Raw genomic sequence first — 22,469 nt, 5'->3', positions numbered from 1 at the left:
CCGATTGCCACAACCTCGATGCGGCCGTTCGGCTGCATTCTCATTGAAAGATCGAATGCGGCACGAGACCCTCTTCGACCCGATCTGCCAGGCTGCCCCCGACAAGACTTTCCGGATTGTCGGAGCATCCGTGCATTCCCGCCATTTCACCCCTCGCGCCGCGGTCGGCATCTGCGTCTCACTGCTCGCCCATGCCGTCGCTTGCGTTGCCGCGATGCTGGCGCAGCTACCGGTCGCCCCTCCTCCTCCCGAACCGCAGCCGATGGCGATCAGAGTGGAATTCGTTCCTGACCCGACGATCAAGAAGGAGGAACGTCAGGAGGTGCAGAAAGGCGACCCCCAATCACAGGCTGACCATGACGCCGAGCCTGAGGAGAACCATCAAAAGCCGGTCGAAACAGCCAAGGCCGACCCCTTCATCCCTCCTGACGACACCCGGAATCGGAAGAAAGTCCCGATCCCGGTGCGGCGGCCGAAGCTCGAACCGCGCAAGGCGCAAAAGAATGCGCCCGATAAGACGAAGGTCGCGATTGCCAAGGGTCTGGCCGACGATCCGCTACCCGATATAGACATGGGCGACACGCTCCAGGCGCCTGGCCGGATGGAGGCGACGATCGGCGAGGAAATCACGCGTGGTGTCGTCAAAGACATGAAGGCGCAGGAGCGCTGGCAGATGCTGCTCACCGCCCATCTCGAGCGCAGGAAGCGCTATCCCTTCTCGGCGCTATCGCGTCGGCAGGAAGGAAAGGTTTTTGTGCGCTTCTACGTGGAACCCGACGGTACGGTGGTCGATGCGGAAGTGGTACAGTCCTCGAATGTGCCGGCCCTTGATGAGGAAGTACTTAATCTCATGCATCGCGCCTCGCCCGTTCCAAAACCGCCCCCTGGCGTCGTACCCTTCGTCATCGTGCCCCTCAATTTTACGATGCGCCACTGAACCGCTCGCCATATGGCTTTCCTGCCGTGATCAATGCCGTTGGATATTCTCAACTTTGCTTTCTAAAAGTCTGACGAGTACAAGCCGAGCTGTGAGTAAGCAGGAATGCAAACCATACAAAATGTCGGTGCGCGACGGACTTCATGACCTAACCCGGCTGGGATTGAAGGTATTTAGGCGACGATTGATTGCCTCAACACGCATCTTCTTGTTGCCCCCGGTTTTCAATTTAAGCAATCGATATCTGCGATCTAAGGAATGAGATCGACTGATAAGATTAGTTGCCATTCTGCCACATCTACGAAGGAATCGAGGCGCGCCCGGTGGTGTCGCGAGAGATCAAGAAAGAGGGCCGCGCCAATTCTCTAATCTCCGGGGGAGTCAATAAAATCAGCAGGTAAACATGAGCGAAGATCACCAGATTTGTAGTCGCCTGTGAGGCGTGATCCGATTAATCTGGATTCATTCTAAATCACTGTCATTGCAGGAAAAATTCATTCGCTTTAACCAGAGGCTCATAGGCCTTTGCGCTCGAAATTCCTCATGTGAGCGCCAGGATGCAGGATTTACGCCACGATGCGAGTTGGAGCGGATAACAACATAAGGATTATCGGGCGGGATTGCCGAACGGTTTCGTGCTGCATTACCGGGAGTTACGTGTCATGAAGGAAGGCGAGTTCCGGCACGGCATTTATCTGACGCACCGCGCGGCATTGGTCGATTATGCAACGCCGATCCTTGGATCTCGCGAAGCTGCCGAAGACATCGTTCAGGATGCCTTCATCCGATTCGTCCCCGAGAAGCTGCGCGCGGTGAGCGGTGAGCAGGCGCTGGGCTATCTCTATCGGATCGTCCGCAATCTTGCTTTTGATGTTCTGAAGCATCGCAAGGTTGAGGCTCGCGAAGAAAAGCGCGATTTGCCATACTGGGTCGCCCCTCGCGCCGAGCAGACTCCCGAACAACATGCGCTGTTCTGCGACGCGATACGACATGTCTCGAAGGTGTTGGCAGAGATGCCGATCGAGGCGCGCATTGCCGTCGAAATGCACCGTTTTGGTGGCTACACACTCGATGAAGTGGCAGATCATCTTGGCATTTCGACCGCCACGGCGCACAGGTATGTCCGCCAGGCAATGCTGCGTATTGCCGAAACGATCGAACCCCATCCTCTCTAACACGATCTTCGTGTTATGAAAAAAATTCCCAAGCTAATCGTCTTTAGAGCAAGACAGGCGATTCGAGCTGTCCGGCTCACGGATGCCGCGGGACGAAAGCGATAGGAAGAACTTTTGACCGACGAAAACGACAAACCGGAATCGGTGCTGGAAGAGGCGATGGATTGGTTGCTGCGCCTCAATAGCAGTTCGTCGGCCGCCGGGCTCGCCGCCGAGTTCGAACTATGGCTCCGCCAGTCGGAGGAACATCGCAAGGCTTGGGACCGAGCGCGAAAGACCTGGCAGATCATGGGCGAAGTTCCGCCGGCCTATGAACATGTGTGGCAGACAGCGCCGGGATCACAAGAACGTGCGGAAAAAGCGCCTCAATTGGCGACAAGGATGTCCAATGCCAGTCGTCCGGCGCGACGTTGGGTTCAAGGTGTCGCTGCTGCTGCGGTGGTCGTTCTCTGTCTCGTTGGTGCCTGGAATTATCCGGCGATCCGACTACGGATGGAAGCAGACTACGTCACCGAAGTTGCCGAAAGCCGAACGATCAAGCTTAGCGACGGCACAACGATCGAGCTTGCGGCCGAAAGCGCGATCAAAGCTGATGTGTCGGGTGCAACGCGACGCGTGACTCTCCTTAGGGGCGAAGCCTATTTCGACGTCTATCACGATTCCAGCCGCCCCTTTGTGGTAGATGCAGGCGGCATCGATGTGCGCGTGCTGGGCACGGCCTTCAACGTGCAGCTTTCATCCGCATCTACAAGTGTCGAGCTGGCTCGCGGCGCTGTCGGCATCTCGCTTGAACAGGCCGGCCCAAGCGACGCCATGAAGCTGGCTCCGGGTGAAATGGTCATTGTAGATCGGAAGTCCGGAAAGATGCTGAAAAGCGCAATCGCGCTGGAGGACATTGCTTCCTGGCGCGACGGCCGCTTGTTTGTGAACGACGCGACGATCGGATCGGTTGTCGAACAGCTTCAGCGCTATAATCCGGCCTGGATCGCCATTCCTGACAGCTCTCTCGCAACGCAGAGGGTGACGGGTCTCTATGACCTGCGCAACCCGGATCGGGCATTGCGTGCGCTGGTGGAACCCTACGGCGGCAACGTCCGTGAAGTGTCCCGGTTTGCTCGCGTGATCTCACGCTTCTAACGATCTCCAAAAAATTGGCACGCGTCGCAAAAAAAGCGCGATCTGTGAAAAAAAATCGCGAGCTAGTCGTCTTTGGTCTGGAAACGCATTCCGTGGGGCAATGCGTGAGTTCGGAGATCAGGGCGAATGAATGCGTCGACAGGCCATGCAGCAAGCAGAGTAACACGTAACAGGAAAGGCGCTTTCATTATGCGCCTGCTGACGACCAGCGCTCTCATCGGGCTGAGCAGCTTGTCGCAAGCGAACGCCCAGACGAGCCCGTCGCAATCCGCATCGCAGACGAGTACTAGAGCCTTCCACATCCCCGCACAGTCGCTCTCCAGCGCGCTGAACGCCTTTGGCCGCCAGTCCGGCCTTCAGGTCACGCTCGCGGCCGCGACGTCGCGCGGCGTGACCTCCCATGCCGTGGATGGCCAGTTCACCCCGCAGCAGGCGCTCGCCCGCATGCTGGAGGGGACAGGGATTCCGTTCCGCATCAACGCCGACCGGACCGCTGTGATCGGACAGGCAGCGGCCACAGCGCCTACCGGCGGAGCATCCGTCCCCGGCGCAATCGCACTCGACACTATTGATGTGCAAGGCTCCGCCGATGGAACATCCGGATATGTCGCCACCCGCAGCAGCGCCGGCACCAAGACGGATACGCCATTGATAGAAACACCGCAGTCGGTCTCAGTCGTAACCCGCAAACAGATTGAAGATCAGGCAGCACAAAGCGTGCGCGAAGCACTCCGATACACGCCAGGCGTTGTCTCAGAGTATCGGGGCGCTGGCGGGACGCGATACGACACGATTATATATCGCGGCATGGGCGGCGGGGTGAATTATGATTACTCCTATCTCGACGGACTTCGTCTCCTAGGGGTCGACTACGCCGTTCCGCAAATCGACATCTACAATCTGGACCGCGTTGAAGTTCTTCGTGGCCCATCCTCTGTTCTCTACGGACAAGGTACACCGGGCGGCTTGGTTAATCTCGTCAGCAAACTTCCGACCGAGGAGTCGCTGCATGAGGTGCAATTGCAGGCGGGCAACAGAGGCCACGTACAAACAGGCTTCGATTTCGGAGGGCCTCTCGATCCCGATGGTACTCTACTTTATCGACTGACCGGTGCGGCTCATAGGACCGATAGTCAGGTCGACAATCAAAAAGAAGAGCGTATCTCGATAGCACCGGCCTTCACCTGGAAGCCTGACGCCGACACGTCCCTCACGATCCTCGGCAAATATCAAAACGATCCCGAAGGTGGCTATTTCGGCTTTCTGCCCGCGGTAGGCACGCTTCAGAGCCTTCCAAACGGTGGCCACATCTCTCGCAGCTTCTTTGATGGCTCACCGAACTTCGACGAATTCAAACGAACGGAAGCGTCGATCGGCTATCAGTTCCAACACCGTTTTGATGACATTTGGTCGGTGGAATCCAAACTGCGGTACATGCACACGGATCTGAACTACAAGAGTGTCTATACAACCGGAATAGACACGTCAGATCCCGACAATCCGCTCCTTAAGCGCGGTGTGCTGTGGAACAATAGCCATTTCGACGCCGTCTCCGCGGACAACCATGCACAGGCTGATTTCTCGACAGGACCTCTGACACACAAGTTCCTATTCGGTTTCGATTATCAGTGGCTCGGCGTAAATGAGGTTCAGGGCCAGGGGACAGCACCATCGCTTTCCATCTATAATCCGGATTATAGCGTTGCGATCCCGACGCCGGCTACGACGCTGAGCTCGAGGCAAAGAATCAACCAATTAGGTCTTTATGCCCAAGACCAGATCAAGATCGACAAGTTGACGCTGCTTGGCGGCATTCGCGAGGACTGGGCCCAAAACAACCAGCATAATCGCCTGACAAGTACGGAAACTGATCAAGGCGATCATGCTTTTACATGGCGCGTCGGCGCTGTTTATGAGTTCGATAGTGGCGTCGCCCCATATGTGAGTTACTCAACATCGTTTCAACCAGCGATCGGTACCGATGCCAGCGGAACAGCCTTTAAGCCGACCACGGGGCAGCAATATGAAGCGGGGATCAAATATCAGCCGCCAGGGCATGATTCCTTTATCACGGCCGCTGTCTATCAGCTTACGCAACAAAACGTACTCGTGACGGATCCTGACAACACGAGCTACAGTATCCAGACTGGCGAGATCCGTTCCCGTGGGGTCGAGCTCGAAGGGCATGCGAATATCACGGATAATCTCGAGCTGATCGCATCCTATGCCTACATGGACAACATCAACACCAGGAGCACGACCGCGCAGGGTTATCATCCGACCTATGTTCCTGATCAAACGGCGGGACTTTGGGCGAACTATACGTTCCATGATGGTGCGGCGGCTGGCCTGAGCATCGGCGGAGGCATCCGCTACAACGGACGCAGCTACGCCAATGCCGACAACTCGATCGAGGTACCCGACTTTACCTTGTTCGATGCTGCCGTTCGGTATGACTTTGGCGAAAAGAACCCGCGATTGAAGGGGCTAAGCCTCGCCGTCAATGCCACAAACCTGTTCGACAAGGAATATGTATCGGCCTGCGCGACAGCCACGAAATGCTTCTACGGTCTCGGGCGGACTGTATTCGGCACCTTGACCTATCGCTGGTGAAGCCCGTGCAGGGAAGGTTCTTTAGATATTGGCGGGCCATCGTCTCATTTCTGCTTGTAGGCTCATTCGTCGGGTCTCTGGCGACCGCCGCGGCCGCGCAGGAATCGATCACGGTGACCGATCTCGCCGGACGCACGGTTGAATTGCACCAGCCGCCGGAGCGATTGGTGTTGGCTGATGGCTTCGTCATCAACGCTTTGAACGTCCTGGAACCGGACCCGGTCAAGATAATGGCTGGCTGGTCGCAAACATTCAAAGCGATTGATCCGGCCAGCTATGCGCGATATCGCAGGAAATTTCCCGCGATCGACGCCGTGCCGACGATCGGGGAAATCGGTGCGGGAGGCGTCTCGCTCGAGCAGATCGTTGCGCTGCGCCCCGACCTCATCATCCTGCCGCTCGAGCTATCGGCCAGCGATAAGCTCGTGCAGCGGCTTGAGGCCTTCAAGATCCCTGTCATCTTCGTCGACTTCTTCAATGACCCGATGAATGACACCGTTCCCAGTCTCAGAATCCTTGGGGAGATATTGCAGCGGCAGGAGAAGGCCGAAGCCTTTATCGCCTTTTATGAAGACCACATGCGAAAGCTTCGGGAGAACGATCCGAATAGGCGAACCGCTCCCAAAGTGCTGCTTCAAGCTCATGCCGGGATCTGGAAATGCTGCTGGTCACCGGGCAAGGCAAGCCTCGGCGCTTATATCACCCTCGGCGGTGGTCTGAACATCGGAGCCGACCCGCTTCCCGCTCATGGCGGCTGGCTCAGCCGCGAATATGTGATTGCCGCAAACCCGGATGTCTATATTGCCACTGGCCGCCCAGAAAATGGCGCCAACGGCGGACTTGCGATTGGTCCCGGTGTTTCGACGATGGAAGCAAAGCGATCGTTGAGGACGCTCGCAAGCGCCGACGATCTGAGAACATCGAGCGCGGTCCGAGAAAACCAAGTGTACGGCCTGTGGAATTTCTTTCTCGACACGCCTGCAAATATCGTCGCGGCCGAGGTGATCGCCAAGTGGATCGATCCAGAGGGATTTCGCGATATCGATCCCGATGCGACATTGACGGCGTTGAATGGTTTTCTGGCCGTGCCGATGGAGGGAACCTACTGGACGAGCATGGAGAATACGCCCGTTGGCAAGTGAGATCATCCCAACCACGCAGCAGACTATTCAGCTGGATCATCTTTCCAACGAAGCGCTGGCCACCCTCGAAGGCCATCAGCGTCTCGCACGGCGAAAAATCCTTGTCCTTGTCTTTCTTGTCGTCGTGGCGATCGCCGCCTTCTGCATCGATATCGCCACCGGACCTGCAGGACTGTCGGCCGGCGCGGTCATGCATGAATTATTGCTTCCCAACGCCGGCGACTCGCCGCTGGGGATGATCATCTGGGAGGTGCGAATGCCCCAGGCCATCATGGCGCTGCTGGTCGGTATGTCGCTTTCGCTGGCGGGCGCCGAACTACAGACGGTGCTCGGCAATCCGCTGGCAAGCCCTTTCACCATCGGCGCCGCTTCGGCTGCCTCATTCGGAGCATCGATCGTTATCGTCTCAGGGTTAACTGTCTTTGGCATTGCGCAGGCATGGCTCATTCCAGCCAGTTCGTTCCTCTTCGCCTTTGGAGCGGCAATGCTCGTCTGGGCTGTGTCGCGATCGCAGCGTTCAGGCGCCGACCGGGTGGTACTGTTAGGAATTGGACTGACTTTCGCCTTCCAGGCGCTGACGGCCATTATCCAGTTCTTTGCATCTGCGACAGCACTGCAACAGATTGTCTTCTGGACAATGGGCAGCCTTGCTCAATCGAGCTGGGACCAGGTTACCGTTCTCGCTTTGGCTGTTCTGGTCGTACTGCCGTTTTCGTTTGCTTCCGCCTGGCGGCTGACCGCATTGGGGCTTGGTGAAGAAAGAGCGAGAAGTTTCGGGATAGATACGACAAATGCCAGGCTGGCATCGCTGCTTCGGGCCATTTTGCTGACAGCGACAGCGATGTGCTTTGTCGGCACGATCGGATTCGTTGGACTTGTCGGTCCTCATATCACGCGCCTGCTGATCGGCGAGGATTCAAGGTTCTTGTTGCCTGGCGCGCTGTTCACCGGCGCTGCCGTCATGTCACTGGCATCTATTGCCAGTAAGATGGTGATCCCCGGCGCACTTCTTCCGATCGGCGTGGTAACGGCCATAATCGGCTTGCCGATCTTCTTCCTCCTCGTCTTTCGTCGACAGGAGGTCTCGTGACGGACGGCTGCACTCTCACCATATCCAATTTTTCCGCCTGGTATCAGTCGCGCACGGTGGTCGATGGACTATCGCTTCCGTCGATCCAGGCAGGAAAGGTCGTCGCGCTTGTCGGACCAAACGGCGCGGGAAAGTCGACATTATTGCGGGCGCTTGCGGGTCTCATTCCAGCGGGAGGGTCTGCCAGGCTCGGCCCACTGGAGTTGATCGGGTGTTCGGCCGGCGAGCGCGCGAACCGCGTAGGCTTTATGCCACAGGGCTTTCCAGCCCATAGCTCTCTCACCGTCCTGGAGAGCGTGATCGTCGCTCTTCGTGCCGTGCCACGCAGCGCAGACCTTGATCACGACCGTAGGCTCGCAGGCCTTCGGGCGCTTTCCGTGCTTGACAGGATTGGAATTGCTCACCTCGGCCTCAGGCCGCTGGATCAGCTTTCCGGTGGTCAGCGGCAGTTGGCAAGTCTTGCGCAGGCGATCGTCCGGGACCCGTTATTGCTTTTGCTCGATGAGCCAACCAGTGCGCTTGATCTTCGGCATCAGGTCGAAGTCATGGAGCTGCTGTGGTCTTTGGCTGGCGAGGGCCGGATCGTTATCGTCGTTTTGCACGACCTCACGCTCGCCGCCCGGTGGGCGGACGACATCGTATTGCTTGATCACGGTAAGGTGCACGCATCCGGTTCACCTGATAGCGCGATAACATCGGGAACGCTCGCTTCCGTCTATGGTGTCAGGGCGCGAGTAGAAGCCGATCCGCTGGCCGGACTTCGCATCACTGTCGATGGCACGACTGACGCTTCGGATACCGGGGGGTCGCATCCGGCGTCGCGAACGGGAAGGAAATGGAGAAAATGAACACATTTGTTTCCAAGGCAGTGATCCCGATGCGGCGGCCGCAACATATGCTTTCGGTCGTATGCCAGCACTTCGCGGAGGAAGAAGTGGCTGTAACATGGACGGAAACACGTGGCGATGCCCGGTTTCCCTTTGGATGTGGACTGTTCGAGGCAGAGGCGACGTATCTTCTGGTCCAGGCGGAAGCAGAAGATATTCCTGGCTTGCTTCGCCTCAAGAACATTCTGGCCATGCATCTGGAAGAGCTGGCGCCGGAGGAGCCGCCGGAGATCGTCTGGACGGGCGACGGATGCGACGTGACAGAACTGCCCAATCTGCGGATCATGCGCGTGGCGCGTACGACGGCGCTGACACCGCAGATGCGGCGAATCACCCTATCGGGTGACGATCTCGCGCGCTTCGCCTCTGGAGGCCACCATGTGAAGGTCTTGGTGCCGCCGGAAGGGGCCGCCACGCCGGAATGGCCGATAGCCGGGCGCAATGGGCGGCCACAATGGCCATCTGAAGACCGACGTCCAATTATGCGAACTTACACTATCAGACGTATCGACGTTCCTGCGGGAGAGATGGATATCGACTTCGTCCTTCACGGCGATGACGGCATCGCGTCGCGATGGGCGGCGGCTGCCGGTGAAGGAGATATAGTCGGCATCATGGGCCCTGGCGGGATGTCGGTGCGCGAAGCAGACTGGTATTTGTTGGCGGGTGACATGACGGCGCTTCCGGTTATTTCTCGTCTGCTGGAAGAGCTGCCGGCTACCACGCGTGGCGTTGCCCTGATCGAGATCCCTGCTGCCTCGGAGGAGCAGAAGATCAAATCGGCCACAAAGATCGAACTCCGCTATCTGCATTCCGCTCATCCTGAATCTGGGGATACCACCGCGCTCGAAGAGGCCGTCAGAGCCATCGTCTTTCCCGACGATATGAAATCTTTTGTGTTCGTGGGAGCCGAAACTTCAGTCGCCCGACGGCTTCGCAGCTACCTGCGCCAGGAACGCAACCTCGACCGTTCGCAACATCTTTGCGCTGCCTACTGGCGGCTTGGGCGCCGAGAGGGCGAGGGTTCTGCGGAAGAATATGACTGAAAGAGGACGGCGGTGATGGTTCAAAGGTCGCAAGGCATCATGGCCGAGACATTACGTTTGCTTCGGCCATTCACGGCTCTGGGCCTCTTCGGCGCCTGCACCGGTGTGGTGAGCGGACTAGCGACGGCATGGCTTCTCGCCGTCATCAACGACGAACTTCACCGTCCAGCAGGCTTTGGCTGGCAGTCCGCATTCGGCTTTGCCGCCTTGTGTGCCATAAGCGTGGGTGGCACCGCGATTGCCGGCTCCATCAATAGCATCGTCGGACAAAAACTCATCGCCTCGCTGCGAAAGGATATATCGGCGCGTATCCTCCAGGCTCCGATCGCTACTCTCGAGGCAAGTCGTCCCGCCCGTCTGATGGCTGTATTAACCGCAGACGTCGACACCGTCAGCGTGTTCACATTCAACATGTCCGGCTATGCGATCGCCCTGGCAATCACGATCGGCGGCTTCGCTTATTTGTGGATCCTTTCCGCCGTTGTCTTCGTCCTAGCCGTCGGGGCCCTGCTGCTCGGCGTGGTAATCAACATCGTGGCAAAACGCGGATGGATTCGCGATTACGAAAACGTGCGTAACGCCCAGGATGAATTGCACAAGCAGTACCGGGCGATCACCGATGGAGCGAAGGAACTCAAGATCAGTCGCCCACGTCGTGTTCGTATATACGGCGTTCTACTGACCGGGGCAGCAGATCGTATTGCCACGTTCAAGAGCCGAGCAATGCGCCTGTTCTGGATCGCGGATGCCGCCGGTTCCGGGATCTTCTTCATCATCATCGGAATGCTTCTCGCCTGGAAAGGCCTATTCGCCATTAATGGCAGCGCCATCAGCGGCGCTGTCATCGTTCTGCTTTATCTCAAGGGGCCTGTGGCACAGCTTGCAGCCGCTTTGCCAGCCTTCGATCAAGCCCGAATCTCTTTTCAGCGGATCGCCGAGCTTTCCGTCAATCTTGCGGAGCACGAGCCAGACCTTATCATTGGGGCTCCCGCGCTTGACCAGCGACCACATAACTCGATCGGTTCGATCGAGCTGCGCGGCGTCACCTATGCCTTTTCCGCCAAGGGCGATATCGCGCCCTTCGTGCTGGGGCCCATCGACTTCACCATCCGCGCCGGCGAATTGCTGTTCATCGTCGGCGAGAACGGCTCGGGCAAGACGACGCTGATCAAGCTGCTGCTCGGTCTGTACATGCCGCAGCAAGGCCTGCTTCTGCACGACGGCATGGTGGTGAAGCCGGAGGACCGCGACCGCTATCGCCAGCTTTTCTCGACGATCTTCTCCGACTACTACCTGTTCGACGACCTCGTCTACGGCACCCTGCCGGAAGCGGCGGGACCGCATCTGCAGCGGCTGGGCATCGCCCATAAGGTGAAGCTCGACGGCGACCGCTTCACGACGACGGACCTTTCGACCGGCCAGCGCAAGCGGCTCGCTCTCGTCCAGGCCTGGCTGGAGCAGCGGCCGGTCATCGTCACCGACGAATGGGCCGCCGACCAGGATCCGGACTTCCGCCGCGTTTTCTACGAGGAGCTGCTTCCCGAGCTGAAAGCCATGGGCCGGACGCTGATCGTGATTTCCCATGACGACCGCTACTTCCATGTCGCCGACCGCATCGTGCGCATGGCCGACGGCCGCATCGTCGAGGACCATCGCGTGCAGCAGCCGGCGCTGATCGAGGGAGGGGCGTAATGACGACGGCAAAGAGGATATCGGTATGCTGAAACTCAACCGACAAACCCGGCTGGCAATCCTGATTCTCGCCGAATGCGCCCGCCACCCACAATCGCTGATCCAGACGGCGGATGCAGCCAAAGCCGCCAGGACCTCCCTCATGCGCGCCGCCGGTATCGTCCATATGCTGATGCGCGGTGGACTGTTGCAAACGAAGCAAGGCCGGCGCGGCGGGATCCGGCTGACACGTCCGGCAAACGCCATCAGCCTGGGCGATGTGGTGCGCGTCACCGAAACAAATCTGATTGGGACGACGCCGACCGCTTTCAGTTTACCCGATCCTATCGACGCCGCCTTCGCCGGCGCAACGTCGACCTTCGTCCATGCCCTCGACGGCATGACGATCGGCGATCTCGCCCGCCACGGTTCGGTCTGCCTGGCGCATGCCCGTCAACCCGGCACCGCTTTCACATGTCCCTATGCGGCGATCGCCGCGCAACAAAGTGCCGCCGCGCTGACGCTATAGCGCGGCCAAGAACAGAAAGAGTTGAACGATGCGTATCTCCGATCGGACCGATGTCACCTTGCCGCTGGCGCTCGATGACGTTCATAACCGTGCTCGGAAAGGTGTGGCGGGCGTGATCTTGGCTTTGGCTCTGCTCGCAACCTCGGCGGCTGCACAGGAGAACGGGCAGACGTCTCTACCTGCTCCCGCCCTGAGAGCCTCTACCGATTATTCGCAGGCGGTTCTGCCGGTCGCGCAGCCATTGGCAGCCATGCCAGTCGTGACCACGAATACCCCCACTGCCGTGCCTGTGCCGGCAAGCGAAGGTCATGGCAATGCCGAACCGGTCGCTTCCGAAGGTGCTGCCGCGAACGATAAGCCTGTCGCGGCGGAGGCGGCGCCGGCATCTGTATCCGGTGCTTCTGATCAGGCGGTCGCCACATCCGCAGCCGATGCCGCGGCTGGACGGCAAGGCCAGGCTGCCACCGCCGCTTCCCTTCCTCAGGACCTGTCGCCCTGGTCGATGTTCGTGAATGCCAGCATCATCGTGAAGGTGGTGATGTCGGGGCTGGCGCTGGCCTCTCTGGTGACGTGGACGATCTGGCTGGCGAAGGGGCTTGAGCTGGCTGGCGCCAGGCGCAGGGCGAGAAGTGCCTCCCGAAAGCTGGAGCGCGCCGACACGCTCTCCGCCGCCGCCCGCGAGATTCAAGGGGCATCGACAAGGCGCGGTCCGGTCGCCGATCTGGTGGAGGCGGCGCTACGCGAGACGACGCGCTCCTCCAATCTTTCCGGCGAAGGTGTGAAGGAGCGCGTGGCCATCGCCCTGTCGCGGATCGAGGCCCGCGCCGGTCGCTCCATGGCACGCGGCACTGGGCTCCTTGCCACCATCGGTTCGACCGCCCCCTTCGTCGGCCTGTTCGGCACCGTCTGGGGCATCATGAATTCGTTCATCGGCATCAGCCAGTCGCACACCACGAACCTCGCCGTGGTCGCGCCGGGCATTGCCGAGGCGCTGCTGGCGACCGCCATCGGTCTCGTCGCCGCCATCCCGGCCGTCATCATTTACAACGTCTTCGCCCGCGCCATCGCCGGCTATCGTGCCCTGCTGGCGGACGCCTCCGGCGAGGTGCTTCAGCATCTGTCGCGCGATCTGGAGCGACAGGTGCGCGAACAAGGTATCCGGAATGATTCCGGTGCAGCCACACCGGCGCAAGCCGGTCGCATCGCTTCCGGCATGGCGGGCTGACGACTATGGCTGTTTCCCTCAAAGAACCGCAGGACGGCGATCTCGGCGAGGTCTCCGACATCAACGTCACGCCCTTCATCGACGTCATCCTGGTGCTGCTGATCATATTCATGGTGGCCGCTCCGCTCTCGACCGTCGACGTCGCCGTCGATCTGCCGGTCTCCAATGCGAAGCAGCAGCCAAGGCCGGATAAGCCGATCTTCCTGACGGTCAGGAACGACTTGTCGCTGACGCTCGGCGACGATCCTCTTGCGAGGAATGCACTGCAGGCCACGCTCGATCAGCGTACCAGCAACGACCGCGAGCAGCGCATCTTCCTTCGCGCCGACCAGGCCGTCTCCTACGGCGAGTTGATGAAGGTCATGAACCTGCTGCGCGACGCCGGCTATCTGAAGATCGCCTTGGTGGGACTGGAGGATACCGGGCAGGTAGGCACGACTGATACCAGCGCCCCGACAACCGATGGCTCCGTCGCAGTACCGGGAACTGCCCGACCATGAGGGCCGGGAGCGAGCCGCGACAGCCGGGGAAGAGCGGATCCCGCGTGCTGCCTGTCCTGCGCTGGGGGCTGGCCGCGGCCGTCGTCTTGGCCGTCCATGGCGTCGGCGCCTGGGCCGCACTCGAATGGCATCCCGCAGACGCCATGCCGAACGGATCGCCGCCCGCCGTCATGATCGACCTCGCGCCCGTCGCCGTCGCGCCGGAAGCCCCGCCGCAGGACATCGCTCCCGGCCCGCAGATGGTCGAGGCGCAACCGGTCGAGTCACCCGACACCGTCGATCCGGTCGAGCCGGATACCACTCCGGTCCAGCCGATGGCGCAAGCTGAGGAAGTCAGCCCGGAACCGGTCGAGCCCGTACCGGAGCCCGAAGTCAAGGTTCCTGCGCTTCCGGAAAAAGACAATGCCGAGGCGGTGCTGGCGCAGATGCCGACACCGGCACACAAGCCTCAAGTCAAGCAAAAGTCCTCACCAAAAAAGCACGAGGCCGAGCGCAAGAAGCCGATCAATCCCGACAAGCCGCCGCAGAAGCAGACGAGCGCGCCGCCGACTGCAAAGGCGGACCGTGCCGATACGGCCGCGGCGCCTGCCTCCGGTGCATCCAACGCTCGTTCGGTGTCGCCGGCGACCTGGAAGGGCCTGGTGTCGGCTCGTCTCAATCGCTATAAACGCTATCCCTCCAGCGCCTCCGGCCATGGCACAGCCTCAGTGGCCTTCACGATGGACCGTTCTGGCCGGGTGCTGTCGGCACGTCTCATCGTTTCGTCCGGCGATCCCGCTCTCGATGCGGAGGCCGTCACGCTGCCGAAGCGGGCAAGCCCGCTTCCTGCTCCGCCTCCTGGAATGGCTGGCGGCAATTCCATCCCGCTGACAGTACCTGTCCGGTTTGACCGCTAGTAAACATCATGAACCCGATCCTGAAACTTGTACCAAGGACCTTTTCTCCGGAGCCGCCTGCAAGCCTGTCTTCGAGCTCCCCGCTGTTCGAACTCGATGGCGTCACCTTCACCATCCCTGAACGCATGCTGCTCATGACGAGCACCGACTGGATATGATCCACGGCTCATCGAACGAATGACGGGTTTCCAACACGGATATTGCCGATACCGCGTTGGATAGTTACGCCGACCTGATCAATACCGCCTTCGTTTCCAAATAGCCTTCGATCGCCTCCTCTCCGAGATCACGGCCGTAACCGGAAGCTTTGCGCCCACCCTCGGGCAATGACGGATAAGGTAGCGGATCGGTGTTGACTGCGACCCTGCCCGATTTGATGCGTGGAATGAGACGGTGAGCGGTCCGCAGGTCATTCGTCCATATGCAAGAAGAGAGGCCGAATGCGCTGTCATTCGCGAGGTGAATCGCCTCATCAAAGTCGTCGAAGGGAACGATGGGCAGCACCGGCCCAAAGACCTCTTCCCTGACGATGCTCATCTGCTGCGACGCATTAAATACGATCGTCGGTCGAACAAAATGCCCGGCACTATCTATATCTGGATCGTCCTCGAAATCCGCCCCTTCCGACCGCGCTTGCTTAAGAAAGCCCATGACCTTTGATTTCTGACGTGCATTGATCAGGGGGCCTATTTCAGTTTCAGCAGCAAGGCTCGGGCCGACCCTGAGTGACCGAGCGTACCGCGTTAGCCCATCGATTGCCTGATCGAGCCCCTTGCGCTCGACGTACAACCTGGAACCCGCCACGCAAACCTGCCCGGAATTCAGAAAGATCGAATTCGCGATCAAAGGAAGACACCAGTCGAAATCGGCATCTCCAAACAGGATCTGCGGAGACTTCCCTCCGAGTTCCAGGCTGACTTTCTTCAAGCCCGCTGCTGCCGTGCGCGCCAGCATTACGCCAGTTGCTGTGGAACCCGTGAAGGAGATCTTCGATACATCAGGATGGCGCACCAGTGCCTCTCCTGCCTGACGTCCCGTACCGGTCACAACATTGATCACGCCGTCTGGAATGCCGGCCTCTCGAGCAAGACCTGCGAGAGCGAGCACGGAGAGACAAGCATCCTCCGATGGTTTCAACACGATCGTACATCCTGCAGCCAGTGCCGGGGCAATCTTCCAGGCAGCCAGCATCAGGGGCGCGTTCCAAGGAACGATAGCTCCGACGACGCCCACTGGCTCTTTCCGCGTGAAGCCAAAGAATTCAGAATCAGGAATAGGTAAGCCTACATCGACCGTCCTGCCCGAGATTTTACTCGGCCATCCCGCCATATAGCGAATGCACCGGGCCGTTCCGTGGACATTGAGATGACGGGCAACGCTGAGAGGCATGCCGACATCCAAGGTTTCCAGCTCCACCAAAAGGTCAGCGTTCATCTCCACGAGATCCGCAAGTAACGCCAGGCATCGCTCCCGCTCGAACGGTCCGAAACGGCCCCAGGTCGTCTCGAATGCCAGCTTTGCGGCGGCCACGGCGGTGTCGACGTCACTAGCATCGCCCGCGACAAGCGAGGAGATTTCACGTCCGGACGTCGGATCGGTCAATCTGATGGTTCCTCGACCCTGTGGTCGTGTCCATTCCCCGCCGACCAGGATTCCCGGAGGTGTTTCCAGGTAGGTTCGAGTGCCTCGAGACAGTTGCGAGAGATCATTCGATAGATCAGACATCGTTGGCTCCGGATCTTAAGGATACAGACGCGCCATGCATCGGCGCCACGATCGACTATGCTGCATCCACATGCTCCCATTGCCGTTCTACGCCACGCGAAGTGCTGACAAGAAACAGCAGAAGCGCAGCCAATGCGCCGCCAATGCCGAAAGCTATTCCGGCGTTGTCATAGGAGTGCCAAAGGTCAAAGGCCCTGCCGAGAACCAGTGGGCCAAGCAGACCACCGAAATTGAAGATCCCAAAGCAGAGACCAAAGATCTTGCCGTAGTTTCGTTGCCCGTATCGCTTCCGGAGCATGTAAGCCATCACATCGCCCTCTCCACCCAAGGCAAGACCCAGGAGGACAGTGGCCGCGAACGCCGAGCCATCAAACGACGACACCATCAGCAACATCGCGCCGGCGGAGGCTGAGAGGAAAAAGAGAAAACCGATCAGGTAGCAGGAAATACGATCGAGCAAGACTCCGCCCAATGCGCGCCCGACGATGACGGAGATGCCCATGGCGGACAGTGCAGATGCGGTTTCCAGAGGCGTCATCCCCCGGTCGCCCATGATAGGGCCAAACTGCGAGGTGGTACCCCAGTACACTGCACCGATTACAGCAAAGGCGAAGACGATCACCCAATAATCCATGCGCCGCAAGCACGCCTGAAAGTTGACACCTGTCTCTTCCGCCGGGCGGCCGACTTGTTTTGCGGTGGTGGGCTGAACCTGGGGCTTGTCGCGCACCAGCAGGACCGTGTTAAGCACGCCAACGACGCCAACCAAGGCCGCGACGACGGCAAAACCACCACGCCAGCCGAGGTGGAGATTTGCGACGCCCGCTGCCATTGGCATCAACGTTCCGCCAATGCCGATCCCGAGTGATGCTATTGAGAGGGCAAGACCGAGGTTTCGATCGAACCATCTCGGCAGCACCGAAAGCACGGCGGGAGGATTGGAAGCGCTTCCGACACCACCGATCAGGAAGGCCAGCACGACGTAGAGCATGAAAGACGAAACCAGGCTGAAAGCCGCAAGCACGATGGGTAGCGCGATTGCGGCAAACAGCATGACATGCCTATTGCCAATACGATCGACCGCCACGCCTGCAAAGAGCGAGAAGAGGCCAACCGAGAACTGGGCTACGGAGAAGCCCGCTGAGACCTGCGTTCTGCTCCAGCCAAACTCTGTTATCATCGACTTCGAAAATACGCCGAGTGTGAAGAGATAGACCGGGGCAAACGATAGCGTCAGGGCGATCGCGCACCCGACCAAAACAGTCCATTTGTTGTTCATAATATCCTCCTCCCAAAGGACAGATTCATAGTTCGATGACGAGATCCGTTCCGCCGTATAGATCACTCTGCCTCACGAAGTTTTTCTGTTGTCCGAGGCTCTTCGAGCGAACGATCACCTCGTCACCGTCCTTCAGAAACACCGGTGGTTTGCGGGACTGACCGACGCCGCTGGGGGTTCCAGTCAGCAGGACGTCTCCTGCGCGCACCGTCATTCCGAGCGAAATCTCGGCGATCAGATCGGGAATGGAGAATGCCATCTGACGGGTGCTTGCTGATTGCATGACTTGTCCATTGAGCAGCAGCTCGATCGTCTCGTCCTGGGGATCGAACTCATCGGCGGTTACCAGGAATGGACCGAGCGGCATCGTTCCATCGATGCTTTTGCCTTTCATCCACTGGCCGCCATGACGACGCTGGAGATCTCGCTGAGACACGTCATTGGCGAGAAGGTAGCCAAAGACATGGTCGAGGGCTCGAGTGCGAGAGATTGATCGGCCGTTCTTGCCGAAGACGAGCGCGACTTCAACCTCGTAGTCCCATGTCGGCGAGATCTTCTCATCGATCGCTATCGGATCGTTCGGACCGCAGACCGTGTCCGGGCTCTTGGTGAAGAAGGTTGGAGCTTTTGGGCGCTCTTGTTGTGCCCGCATTTCCTTACCTTCTTCGAAATGATCCCAGTAGTTCCACCCCGTGCAGAGGACGTCGCGCCGAAACCGGGTAATCGGGGAAGAGAAGACTGCTTCGTGGAGCGGCATACGTTGCGCCTGCTTGCTCGCGAGTATCCCGGCGACGATCTCCATCGCCCCCTTTCCTCCCTCGATGATATCGCTGAGACCCCTGAACCTTTCGGACAGTACAACGAGTTCATCGCCAGCGGCGGCGACCGGCACCTGGCCGTTCGAAGTTGTAGCGACGGCGAATTTCATCGAACCATCCTTTCTCGTGGCCACTTCTCTTCTTGGGAGACTGCAGGAACCGCTGCACTGAGATCCCGCAACATTCGTGCAAGTTCGTCCTCGGTTGTTGCGATCCCGTAGACATATTTGTCGGGACGAACGATCACTGCGATTGAGCCGTTCGCATCCATCCAGGCTGCGAGCGTTCCGGTTAGGTCAACAAACTCGTCTGGCTCGCGAGGAACGACACCGGCAGGCACGACTTCATGTACCCCGAAGTGAGGAGAGCCATTTGGCAGCGTGATCACACTGCCCTTCTTCGCGATTACCGCGAATTCCTCGCCGATGATGTCATCAAGGAGGACGCAGTCGTGGACCGCAGTCTGCACCTCCGGCTGAGGGAAAAGCGTGCCGGCAGCGACTGCTGGCTGGCCGGATGCCGATCGAGCGATAATGCCTGCCGTAAGATCAGGGATCAGCCGCTGGCGGAGCGTGATTGCTTTACCCGAGTCCAGCTCATCTCCCAGAATCTGGTCACGAACTCGTGCCTTGTCCACGTCGAGCTCGCCGATTATCTCACCGAGGTTTTTCGCGGTCGCGACGAGCTGCCGGATGTGAGGTTTCCGCTCCTCTTCGTAGGTCGAAAGCAGGGCCTCGTCATAACGCCCACGAAGGACGCCACTGAGCTTCCAGTTCAGATTGATCGCATCGCGAAATCCGGAACACAGACCTTGAGCCATGAACGGCGGCATCTGATGAGCCGCGTCGCCGGCGAGGAAGATTCGACCGACCTGCCAGTCATGCGCGACCAGCGCATGAAACCGATAGGTCGCCACCCGCCAGAGATCGATCGCATCCGGGTCGACGTAGGCTGACAGCCTCTTTCGGACATGCTCGTTATCGGCGAAATCGTCCGGGGTTTCGCCCGGCATTAGCTTTATTTCCCAGCGACGCAGCGTCTTCGGGCCAACAACGTAAGTCGCCGGTCCGGTGGGCAGGCAATACTGCGTCGTCCGTCGAGGCAGAGCGGTCGGCTTCGTCTGCCATGCATCGATGACGGTCCACCATTCATCGAAGTCGAGGCTCTCTTGCGTTAGGCCGAGCTGCTTTCTAATCGGGCTCGCGCCGCCATCGCACCCGATCACATATCGCGCCCTGACGATATCGCGCTTGCCGTCCTGCTCGAGCAACACGTCGACGCCGCACGCGTCCTGCATGGCCTCCACGAAAGTCGTGCTCAAGCGCACCGAGACGTTGGCGAAGCGCTCGGCGCCTTTCCGAAGAACCGGCTCGAACTCCGGCTGGATGAACATGAGGTTCGGCGACCAATACAGGGGGTATGGCTTCACTGGCGGCTCGAACGCCTTGATCAGGCGGTCGTTCATTCCGATGAAATCGGTACCAGGGTGAGAAATTGTCCTTGGCTCGATCTCATTCGCCAACCCGACCGCCTGCAGTGCCCGCATCACCTCGTGATCGATGTTGATCGCTCTCGGCTTGTCATAGATGTCGGCCATCCGATCGACTGCGAGCACCGAGATTCCATCCTGGCCCAGCATGTTGGCGAGAAGTGCTCCAACAGGCCCGTAACCGATAATCGCGACGTCATAGGTCAGTTTTTCCACGGGGTCTCCTCACCTTCGTAATTCAGGCTGTCTAAGCAGCAAATTCCAGGACCGCCTTGATCGACTTGCCCGTTTCGCTGTCGTGGATCGCATCATTGATCCGCTCGAACGGGTACCGGGTGATAATTTTGTCGATGGGAAATGAACCATTGGCGATCGCTCTGGCCATCTTGGGAAGAAAGGACTTGGGATCGCTATCCCCGAGGATGATGCCGCGGAAGGTCCGTCCACCAGTCATCATCCATTCGACATCAAGCGTCACCTCGGTGCCCGCCGGTATGCCGCCGACGAAACCACAGGTTCCACGACGGGCGAGCACTTGTGTAGCCTGCTTCAGAAGAGCCATGTTGGCAGTCGTCTCGAACGTAAGGTCAACGCCGCCCGGAACAATCCGGCGGACGGTCGCCACCAGCGGCTCACTTCGTGTGTCGATCGTCGCGGTCGCACCAAGTTCCCTGGCGAGAGCGAGGCGCTCCGGGTTTCGATCGATCGCAATGATCTCCGATGCACCGATCATCTTTGCAGCCATGAGAGCGGAAAGCCCAACTGAACCAGTGCCAAAAACTGCGATCGACTGGCCAAATTTCATATCGAGCGAATTGATCACCCCACCCGCCCCCGTCTGCACTGCGCAGCCAAGCGGGCATAGCAGGTCGAGTGGAACGTCTTTCGGCACAGAGACGACGTGGCGCTCGTTGCAAACCGTATGGGTCGCGAACGAGGACTGAGCCTGGAAGAAGGAGATCGGCTTGCCGTCCTGTGAAAGCGGGGTCGATCCGTCGCCCTTTGTACCATGGAAATTGAAGTTGTCGAAATGCGTGCAATAGCTCGGATGGTGATCGTCGCAGGCAACGCAATGGCCACAGAAGCCAAAGCTCAGCACGACATGGTCGCCCGGCTTGACCGTCGTTACGCTGCGTCCGACGCGCTCGACCACTCCGCCGCCTTCGTGCCCGAACACTGCGGGATGCGGAATCGGATAAATCTTGTGATCGCGCATCGCCATATCGGTGTGACAAATGCCCGTCGCCACCAAACGCACCAGCACTTCGTCATCCTGCGGCTCCGCAAGCTGGATGCGCTCCAATTGCATCGGCACCGCGATCGCACGCGACACTGCAGCCAATATTTCCATAATCCGACTCCTCCCGGATCAAGCCGCCATCTCATTTACGGCGACCATATAGATCGATCATTTTTGTTGCAACAGTAAATAATCGATCATTATTGCATTGCCTTCGGTTTTATGTCTTCTTGTCGATCGACACGACAAAAGAATGTCGACGTAAGGAGAAGGCGAGAATATGAACCTGGGGATAGATGGCCGCAGCGCCATAATTTGTGGATCAAGCCGCGGCCTTGGTCGCGCTTGTGCCACAGCACTGGCCGCCGAGGGGGTCCGGGTATTGATTACTGGCAGGACCGCAGCAGATGTCGAAGCGACAGTGGGCGACATCAATCGTCTCGACAACGCAAGAGCCCAAGGCGTCTGTTGTGATGTGACGACGACTGAAGGACGCAAAGCGTTGATCGAGGCGATGCCAAACGCTGACATTCTCATCAATAATAGCGCGGGACCCACCCCACGCGCCTTCCTTGACGTGGAGGAAGCGGACTGGGCAGCGGGCGTCGAACGCAATATGACCGCGCCACTTCTCCTGATGGGTGCATTGCTTCCGGGTATGAAGGAACGGCGTTTCGGACGCATCATCAATATCACGTCAGCGATGGTGACGACGCCAAGGCCGCATATGAGCCTTTCGGCCGCGCCGCGAGCAGGCTTGACTGCGGCAATGAAGGCGGTATCTCTCGACGTCGCTCGATACAACGTGACGATCAACAACCTGCTTCCGGAACGCATCGATACCGAGCGTCAGGTTTTCATGGCCCATGCGGCCGCCAAGCGCGAAAACATAACCTTTGATGAGGCTCGCGCCAACCAGGTTGAAAGCATTGCGGCGCGGCGTCTCGGCCGTCCGGAGGAGTTCGGCGCGGCCTGCGCGTTCCTCTGCAGTGATTTGGCTGGATACATCTCGGGGCAGAACCTGCACCTGGATGGCGGATCGTATCCAGCCCTCGTTTAAAGGAAGTATG

The 22,469-nt window shown here is 59.1% G+C and carries 19 protein-coding genes; 14 read left to right on the top strand and 5 right to left on the bottom strand.

Translation table 11 applies throughout. The features are described 5' to 3' along the window. Nucleotides 1-55: 55 nt before the first annotated feature. From ACJJVH_RS18355 to ACJJVH_RS18295, 13 genes are all read left to right on the top strand, one after another. Nucleotides 56-937 (top strand): energy transducer TonB, encoded by an 882-nt coding sequence (locus ACJJVH_RS18355; protein WP_412065647.1) that lies wholly within the window; start codon nt 56-58, stop codon nt 935-937. 662 nt (nt 938-1,599) lie between these two features. After that, a complete protein-coding gene (locus ACJJVH_RS18350) occupies nt 1,600-2,112 on the top strand; it encodes an RNA polymerase sigma factor (RefSeq protein WP_412065646.1) in 513 nt (170 codons plus the stop codon). Between the two features lie 114 nt (nt 2,113-2,226). Further along, complete coding sequence (locus ACJJVH_RS18345; protein ID WP_412065645.1) at nt 2,227-3,249, top strand: FecR family protein; 1,023 nt, start codon at nt 2,227-2,229, stop codon at nt 3,247-3,249. 126 nt (nt 3,250-3,375) lie between these two features. Continuing rightward, entirely contained in the window at nt 3,376-5,862 is a 2,487-nt protein-coding gene (locus ACJJVH_RS18340; protein WP_412065644.1) for a TonB-dependent siderophore receptor, read from the top strand. 113 nt (nt 5,863-5,975) lie between these two features. Next, the gene (locus ACJJVH_RS18335) at nt 5,976-7,004 is read left to right on the top strand and encodes an ABC transporter substrate-binding protein (protein WP_412065643.1); all 1,029 of its coding nucleotides are present in this window, start codon (nt 5,976-5,978) and stop codon (nt 7,002-7,004) included. Then, nucleotides 6,994-8,094 carry a FecCD family ABC transporter permease gene (locus ACJJVH_RS18330; RefSeq protein WP_412065642.1) on the top strand — a complete coding sequence of 367 codons (1,101 nt, stop codon included), beginning with the start codon at nt 6,994-6,996 and terminating at the stop codon, nt 8,092-8,094. Before ACJJVH_RS18335 ends, ACJJVH_RS18330 begins: the two co-directional genes overlap by 11 nt. Beyond that, the gene (locus ACJJVH_RS18325; protein WP_412065641.1) at nt 8,091-8,942 is read left to right on the top strand and encodes an ABC transporter ATP-binding protein; all 852 of its coding nucleotides are present in this window, start codon (nt 8,091-8,093) and stop codon (nt 8,940-8,942) included. The genes ACJJVH_RS18330 and ACJJVH_RS18325 overlap by 4 nt, the downstream gene beginning before the upstream one ends. After that, nucleotides 8,939-10,027 carry a DUF2218 domain-containing protein gene (locus ACJJVH_RS18320; protein WP_412065640.1) on the top strand — a complete coding sequence of 363 codons (1,089 nt, stop codon included), beginning with the start codon at nt 8,939-8,941 and terminating at the stop codon, nt 10,025-10,027. Before ACJJVH_RS18325 ends, ACJJVH_RS18320 begins: the two co-directional genes overlap by 4 nt. A gap of 15 nt (nt 10,028-10,042) precedes the next feature. Continuing rightward, a complete protein-coding gene (locus tag ACJJVH_RS18315) occupies nt 10,043-11,719 on the top strand; it encodes a cyclic peptide export ABC transporter (RefSeq protein WP_412065639.1) in 1,677 nt (558 codons plus the stop codon). 25 nt (nt 11,720-11,744) lie between these two features. Further along, the gene (locus ACJJVH_RS18310) at nt 11,745-12,227 is read left to right on the top strand and encodes an RrF2 family transcriptional regulator (RefSeq protein WP_412065638.1); all 483 of its coding nucleotides are present in this window, start codon (nt 11,745-11,747) and stop codon (nt 12,225-12,227) included. Between the two features lie 28 nt (nt 12,228-12,255). Then, a complete protein-coding gene (gene exbB, locus ACJJVH_RS18305; RefSeq protein ID WP_412065637.1) occupies nt 12,256-13,452 on the top strand; it encodes a tonB-system energizer ExbB in 1,197 nt (398 codons plus the stop codon). Between the two features lie 5 nt (nt 13,453-13,457). Next, nucleotides 13,458-13,952 carry a TonB system transport protein ExbD gene (gene exbD, locus ACJJVH_RS18300; RefSeq protein WP_412065636.1) on the top strand — a complete coding sequence of 165 codons (495 nt, stop codon included), beginning with the start codon at nt 13,458-13,460 and terminating at the stop codon, nt 13,950-13,952. Nucleotides 13,953-13,996: 44 nt separating this feature from the next. Beyond that, a complete protein-coding gene (locus ACJJVH_RS18295) occupies nt 13,997-14,848 on the top strand; it encodes a TonB family protein (protein WP_412065635.1) in 852 nt (283 codons plus the stop codon). Between the two features lie 222 nt (nt 14,849-15,070). Here the strand turns inward: ACJJVH_RS18295 and ACJJVH_RS18290 are convergent, their stop codons facing one another. From ACJJVH_RS18290 to ACJJVH_RS18270, 5 genes are all read right to left on the bottom strand, one after another. Then, nucleotides 15,071-16,450, bottom strand: coding sequence for an aldehyde dehydrogenase family protein (locus ACJJVH_RS18290; RefSeq protein WP_412065634.1), 1,380 nt, complete (start codon nt 16,448-16,450; stop codon nt 15,071-15,073). Nucleotides 16,451-16,628: 178 nt separating this feature from the next. Continuing rightward, complete coding sequence (locus ACJJVH_RS18285) at nt 16,629-17,852, bottom strand: MFS transporter (protein WP_412065633.1); 1,224 nt, start codon at nt 17,850-17,852, stop codon at nt 16,629-16,631. 25 nt (nt 17,853-17,877) lie between these two features. Continuing rightward, on the bottom strand, nt 17,878-18,780 hold the full coding sequence (locus ACJJVH_RS18280; RefSeq protein WP_412065632.1) for a fumarylacetoacetate hydrolase family protein: 903 nt from the start codon (nt 18,778-18,780) through the stop codon (nt 17,878-17,880). After that, nucleotides 18,777-20,375 carry a bifunctional 3-(3-hydroxy-phenyl)propionate/3-hydroxycinnamic acid hydroxylase gene (locus tag ACJJVH_RS18275; RefSeq protein WP_412065631.1) on the bottom strand — a complete coding sequence of 533 codons (1,599 nt, stop codon included), beginning with the start codon at nt 20,373-20,375 and terminating at the stop codon, nt 18,777-18,779. The genes ACJJVH_RS18280 and ACJJVH_RS18275 overlap by 4 nt, the downstream gene beginning before the upstream one ends. A gap of 31 nt (nt 20,376-20,406) precedes the next feature. After that, nucleotides 20,407-21,510: an NAD(P)-dependent alcohol dehydrogenase gene (locus ACJJVH_RS18270; protein ID WP_412065630.1), complete on the bottom strand. Its 1,104-nt coding sequence runs from the start codon at nt 21,508-21,510 to the stop codon at nt 20,407-20,409. A gap of 169 nt (nt 21,511-21,679) precedes the next feature. Between ACJJVH_RS18270 and ACJJVH_RS18265 the strand changes: the two genes are divergently transcribed. Beyond that, the gene (locus ACJJVH_RS18265) at nt 21,680-22,459 is read left to right on the top strand and encodes an SDR family oxidoreductase (RefSeq protein WP_412065629.1); all 780 of its coding nucleotides are present in this window, start codon (nt 21,680-21,682) and stop codon (nt 22,457-22,459) included. Nucleotides 22,460-22,469 lie beyond the last annotated feature (10 nt).

Source organism: Rhizobium sp. SYY.PMSO (genome assembly GCF_046840415.1).
GTDB lineage: Bacteria > Pseudomonadota > Alphaproteobacteria > Rhizobiales > Rhizobiaceae > Rhizobium.
This window is presented reverse-complemented; position numbering and strand designations above follow the sequence as displayed.

Excerpts from the sequence above, each read along its gene's own strand:
- ACJJVH_RS18355 (WP_412065647.1), top strand. The coding sequence starts at position 56 with ATGCGGCACGAGACCCTCTTCGACCCGATCTGCCAGGCTGCCCCCGAC.
- ACJJVH_RS18350 (WP_412065646.1), top strand. The coding sequence starts at position 1,600 with ATGAAGGAAGGCGAGTTCCGGCACGGCATTTATCTGACGCACCGCGCG.
- ACJJVH_RS18340 (WP_412065644.1), top strand. The coding sequence starts at position 3,376 with ATGAATGCGTCGACAGGCCATGCAGCAAGCAGAGTAACACGTAACAGG.
- ACJJVH_RS18320 (WP_412065640.1), top strand. The coding sequence starts at position 8,939 with ATGAACACATTTGTTTCCAAGGCAGTGATCCCGATGCGGCGGCCGCAA.
- ACJJVH_RS18315 (WP_412065639.1), top strand. The coding sequence starts at position 10,043 with ATGGTTCAAAGGTCGCAAGGCATCATGGCCGAGACATTACGTTTGCTT.
- ACJJVH_RS18310 (WP_412065638.1), top strand. The coding sequence starts at position 11,745 with ATGCTGAAACTCAACCGACAAACCCGGCTGGCAATCCTGATTCTCGCC.
- exbB (WP_412065637.1), top strand. The coding sequence starts at position 12,256 with ATGCGTATCTCCGATCGGACCGATGTCACCTTGCCGCTGGCGCTCGAT.
- exbD (WP_412065636.1), top strand. The coding sequence starts at position 13,458 with ATGGCTGTTTCCCTCAAAGAACCGCAGGACGGCGATCTCGGCGAGGTC.
- ACJJVH_RS18285 (WP_412065633.1), bottom strand. The coding sequence starts at position 17,852 with ATGAACAACAAATGGACTGTTTTGGTCGGGTGCGCGATCGCCCTGACG.
- ACJJVH_RS18280 (WP_412065632.1), bottom strand. The coding sequence starts at position 18,780 with ATGAAATTCGCCGTCGCTACAACTTCGAACGGCCAGGTGCCGGTCGCC.
- ACJJVH_RS18270 (WP_412065630.1), bottom strand. The coding sequence starts at position 21,510 with ATGGAAATATTGGCTGCAGTGTCGCGTGCGATCGCGGTGCCGATGCAA.
- ACJJVH_RS18265 (WP_412065629.1), top strand. The coding sequence starts at position 21,680 with ATGAACCTGGGGATAGATGGCCGCAGCGCCATAATTTGTGGATCAAGC.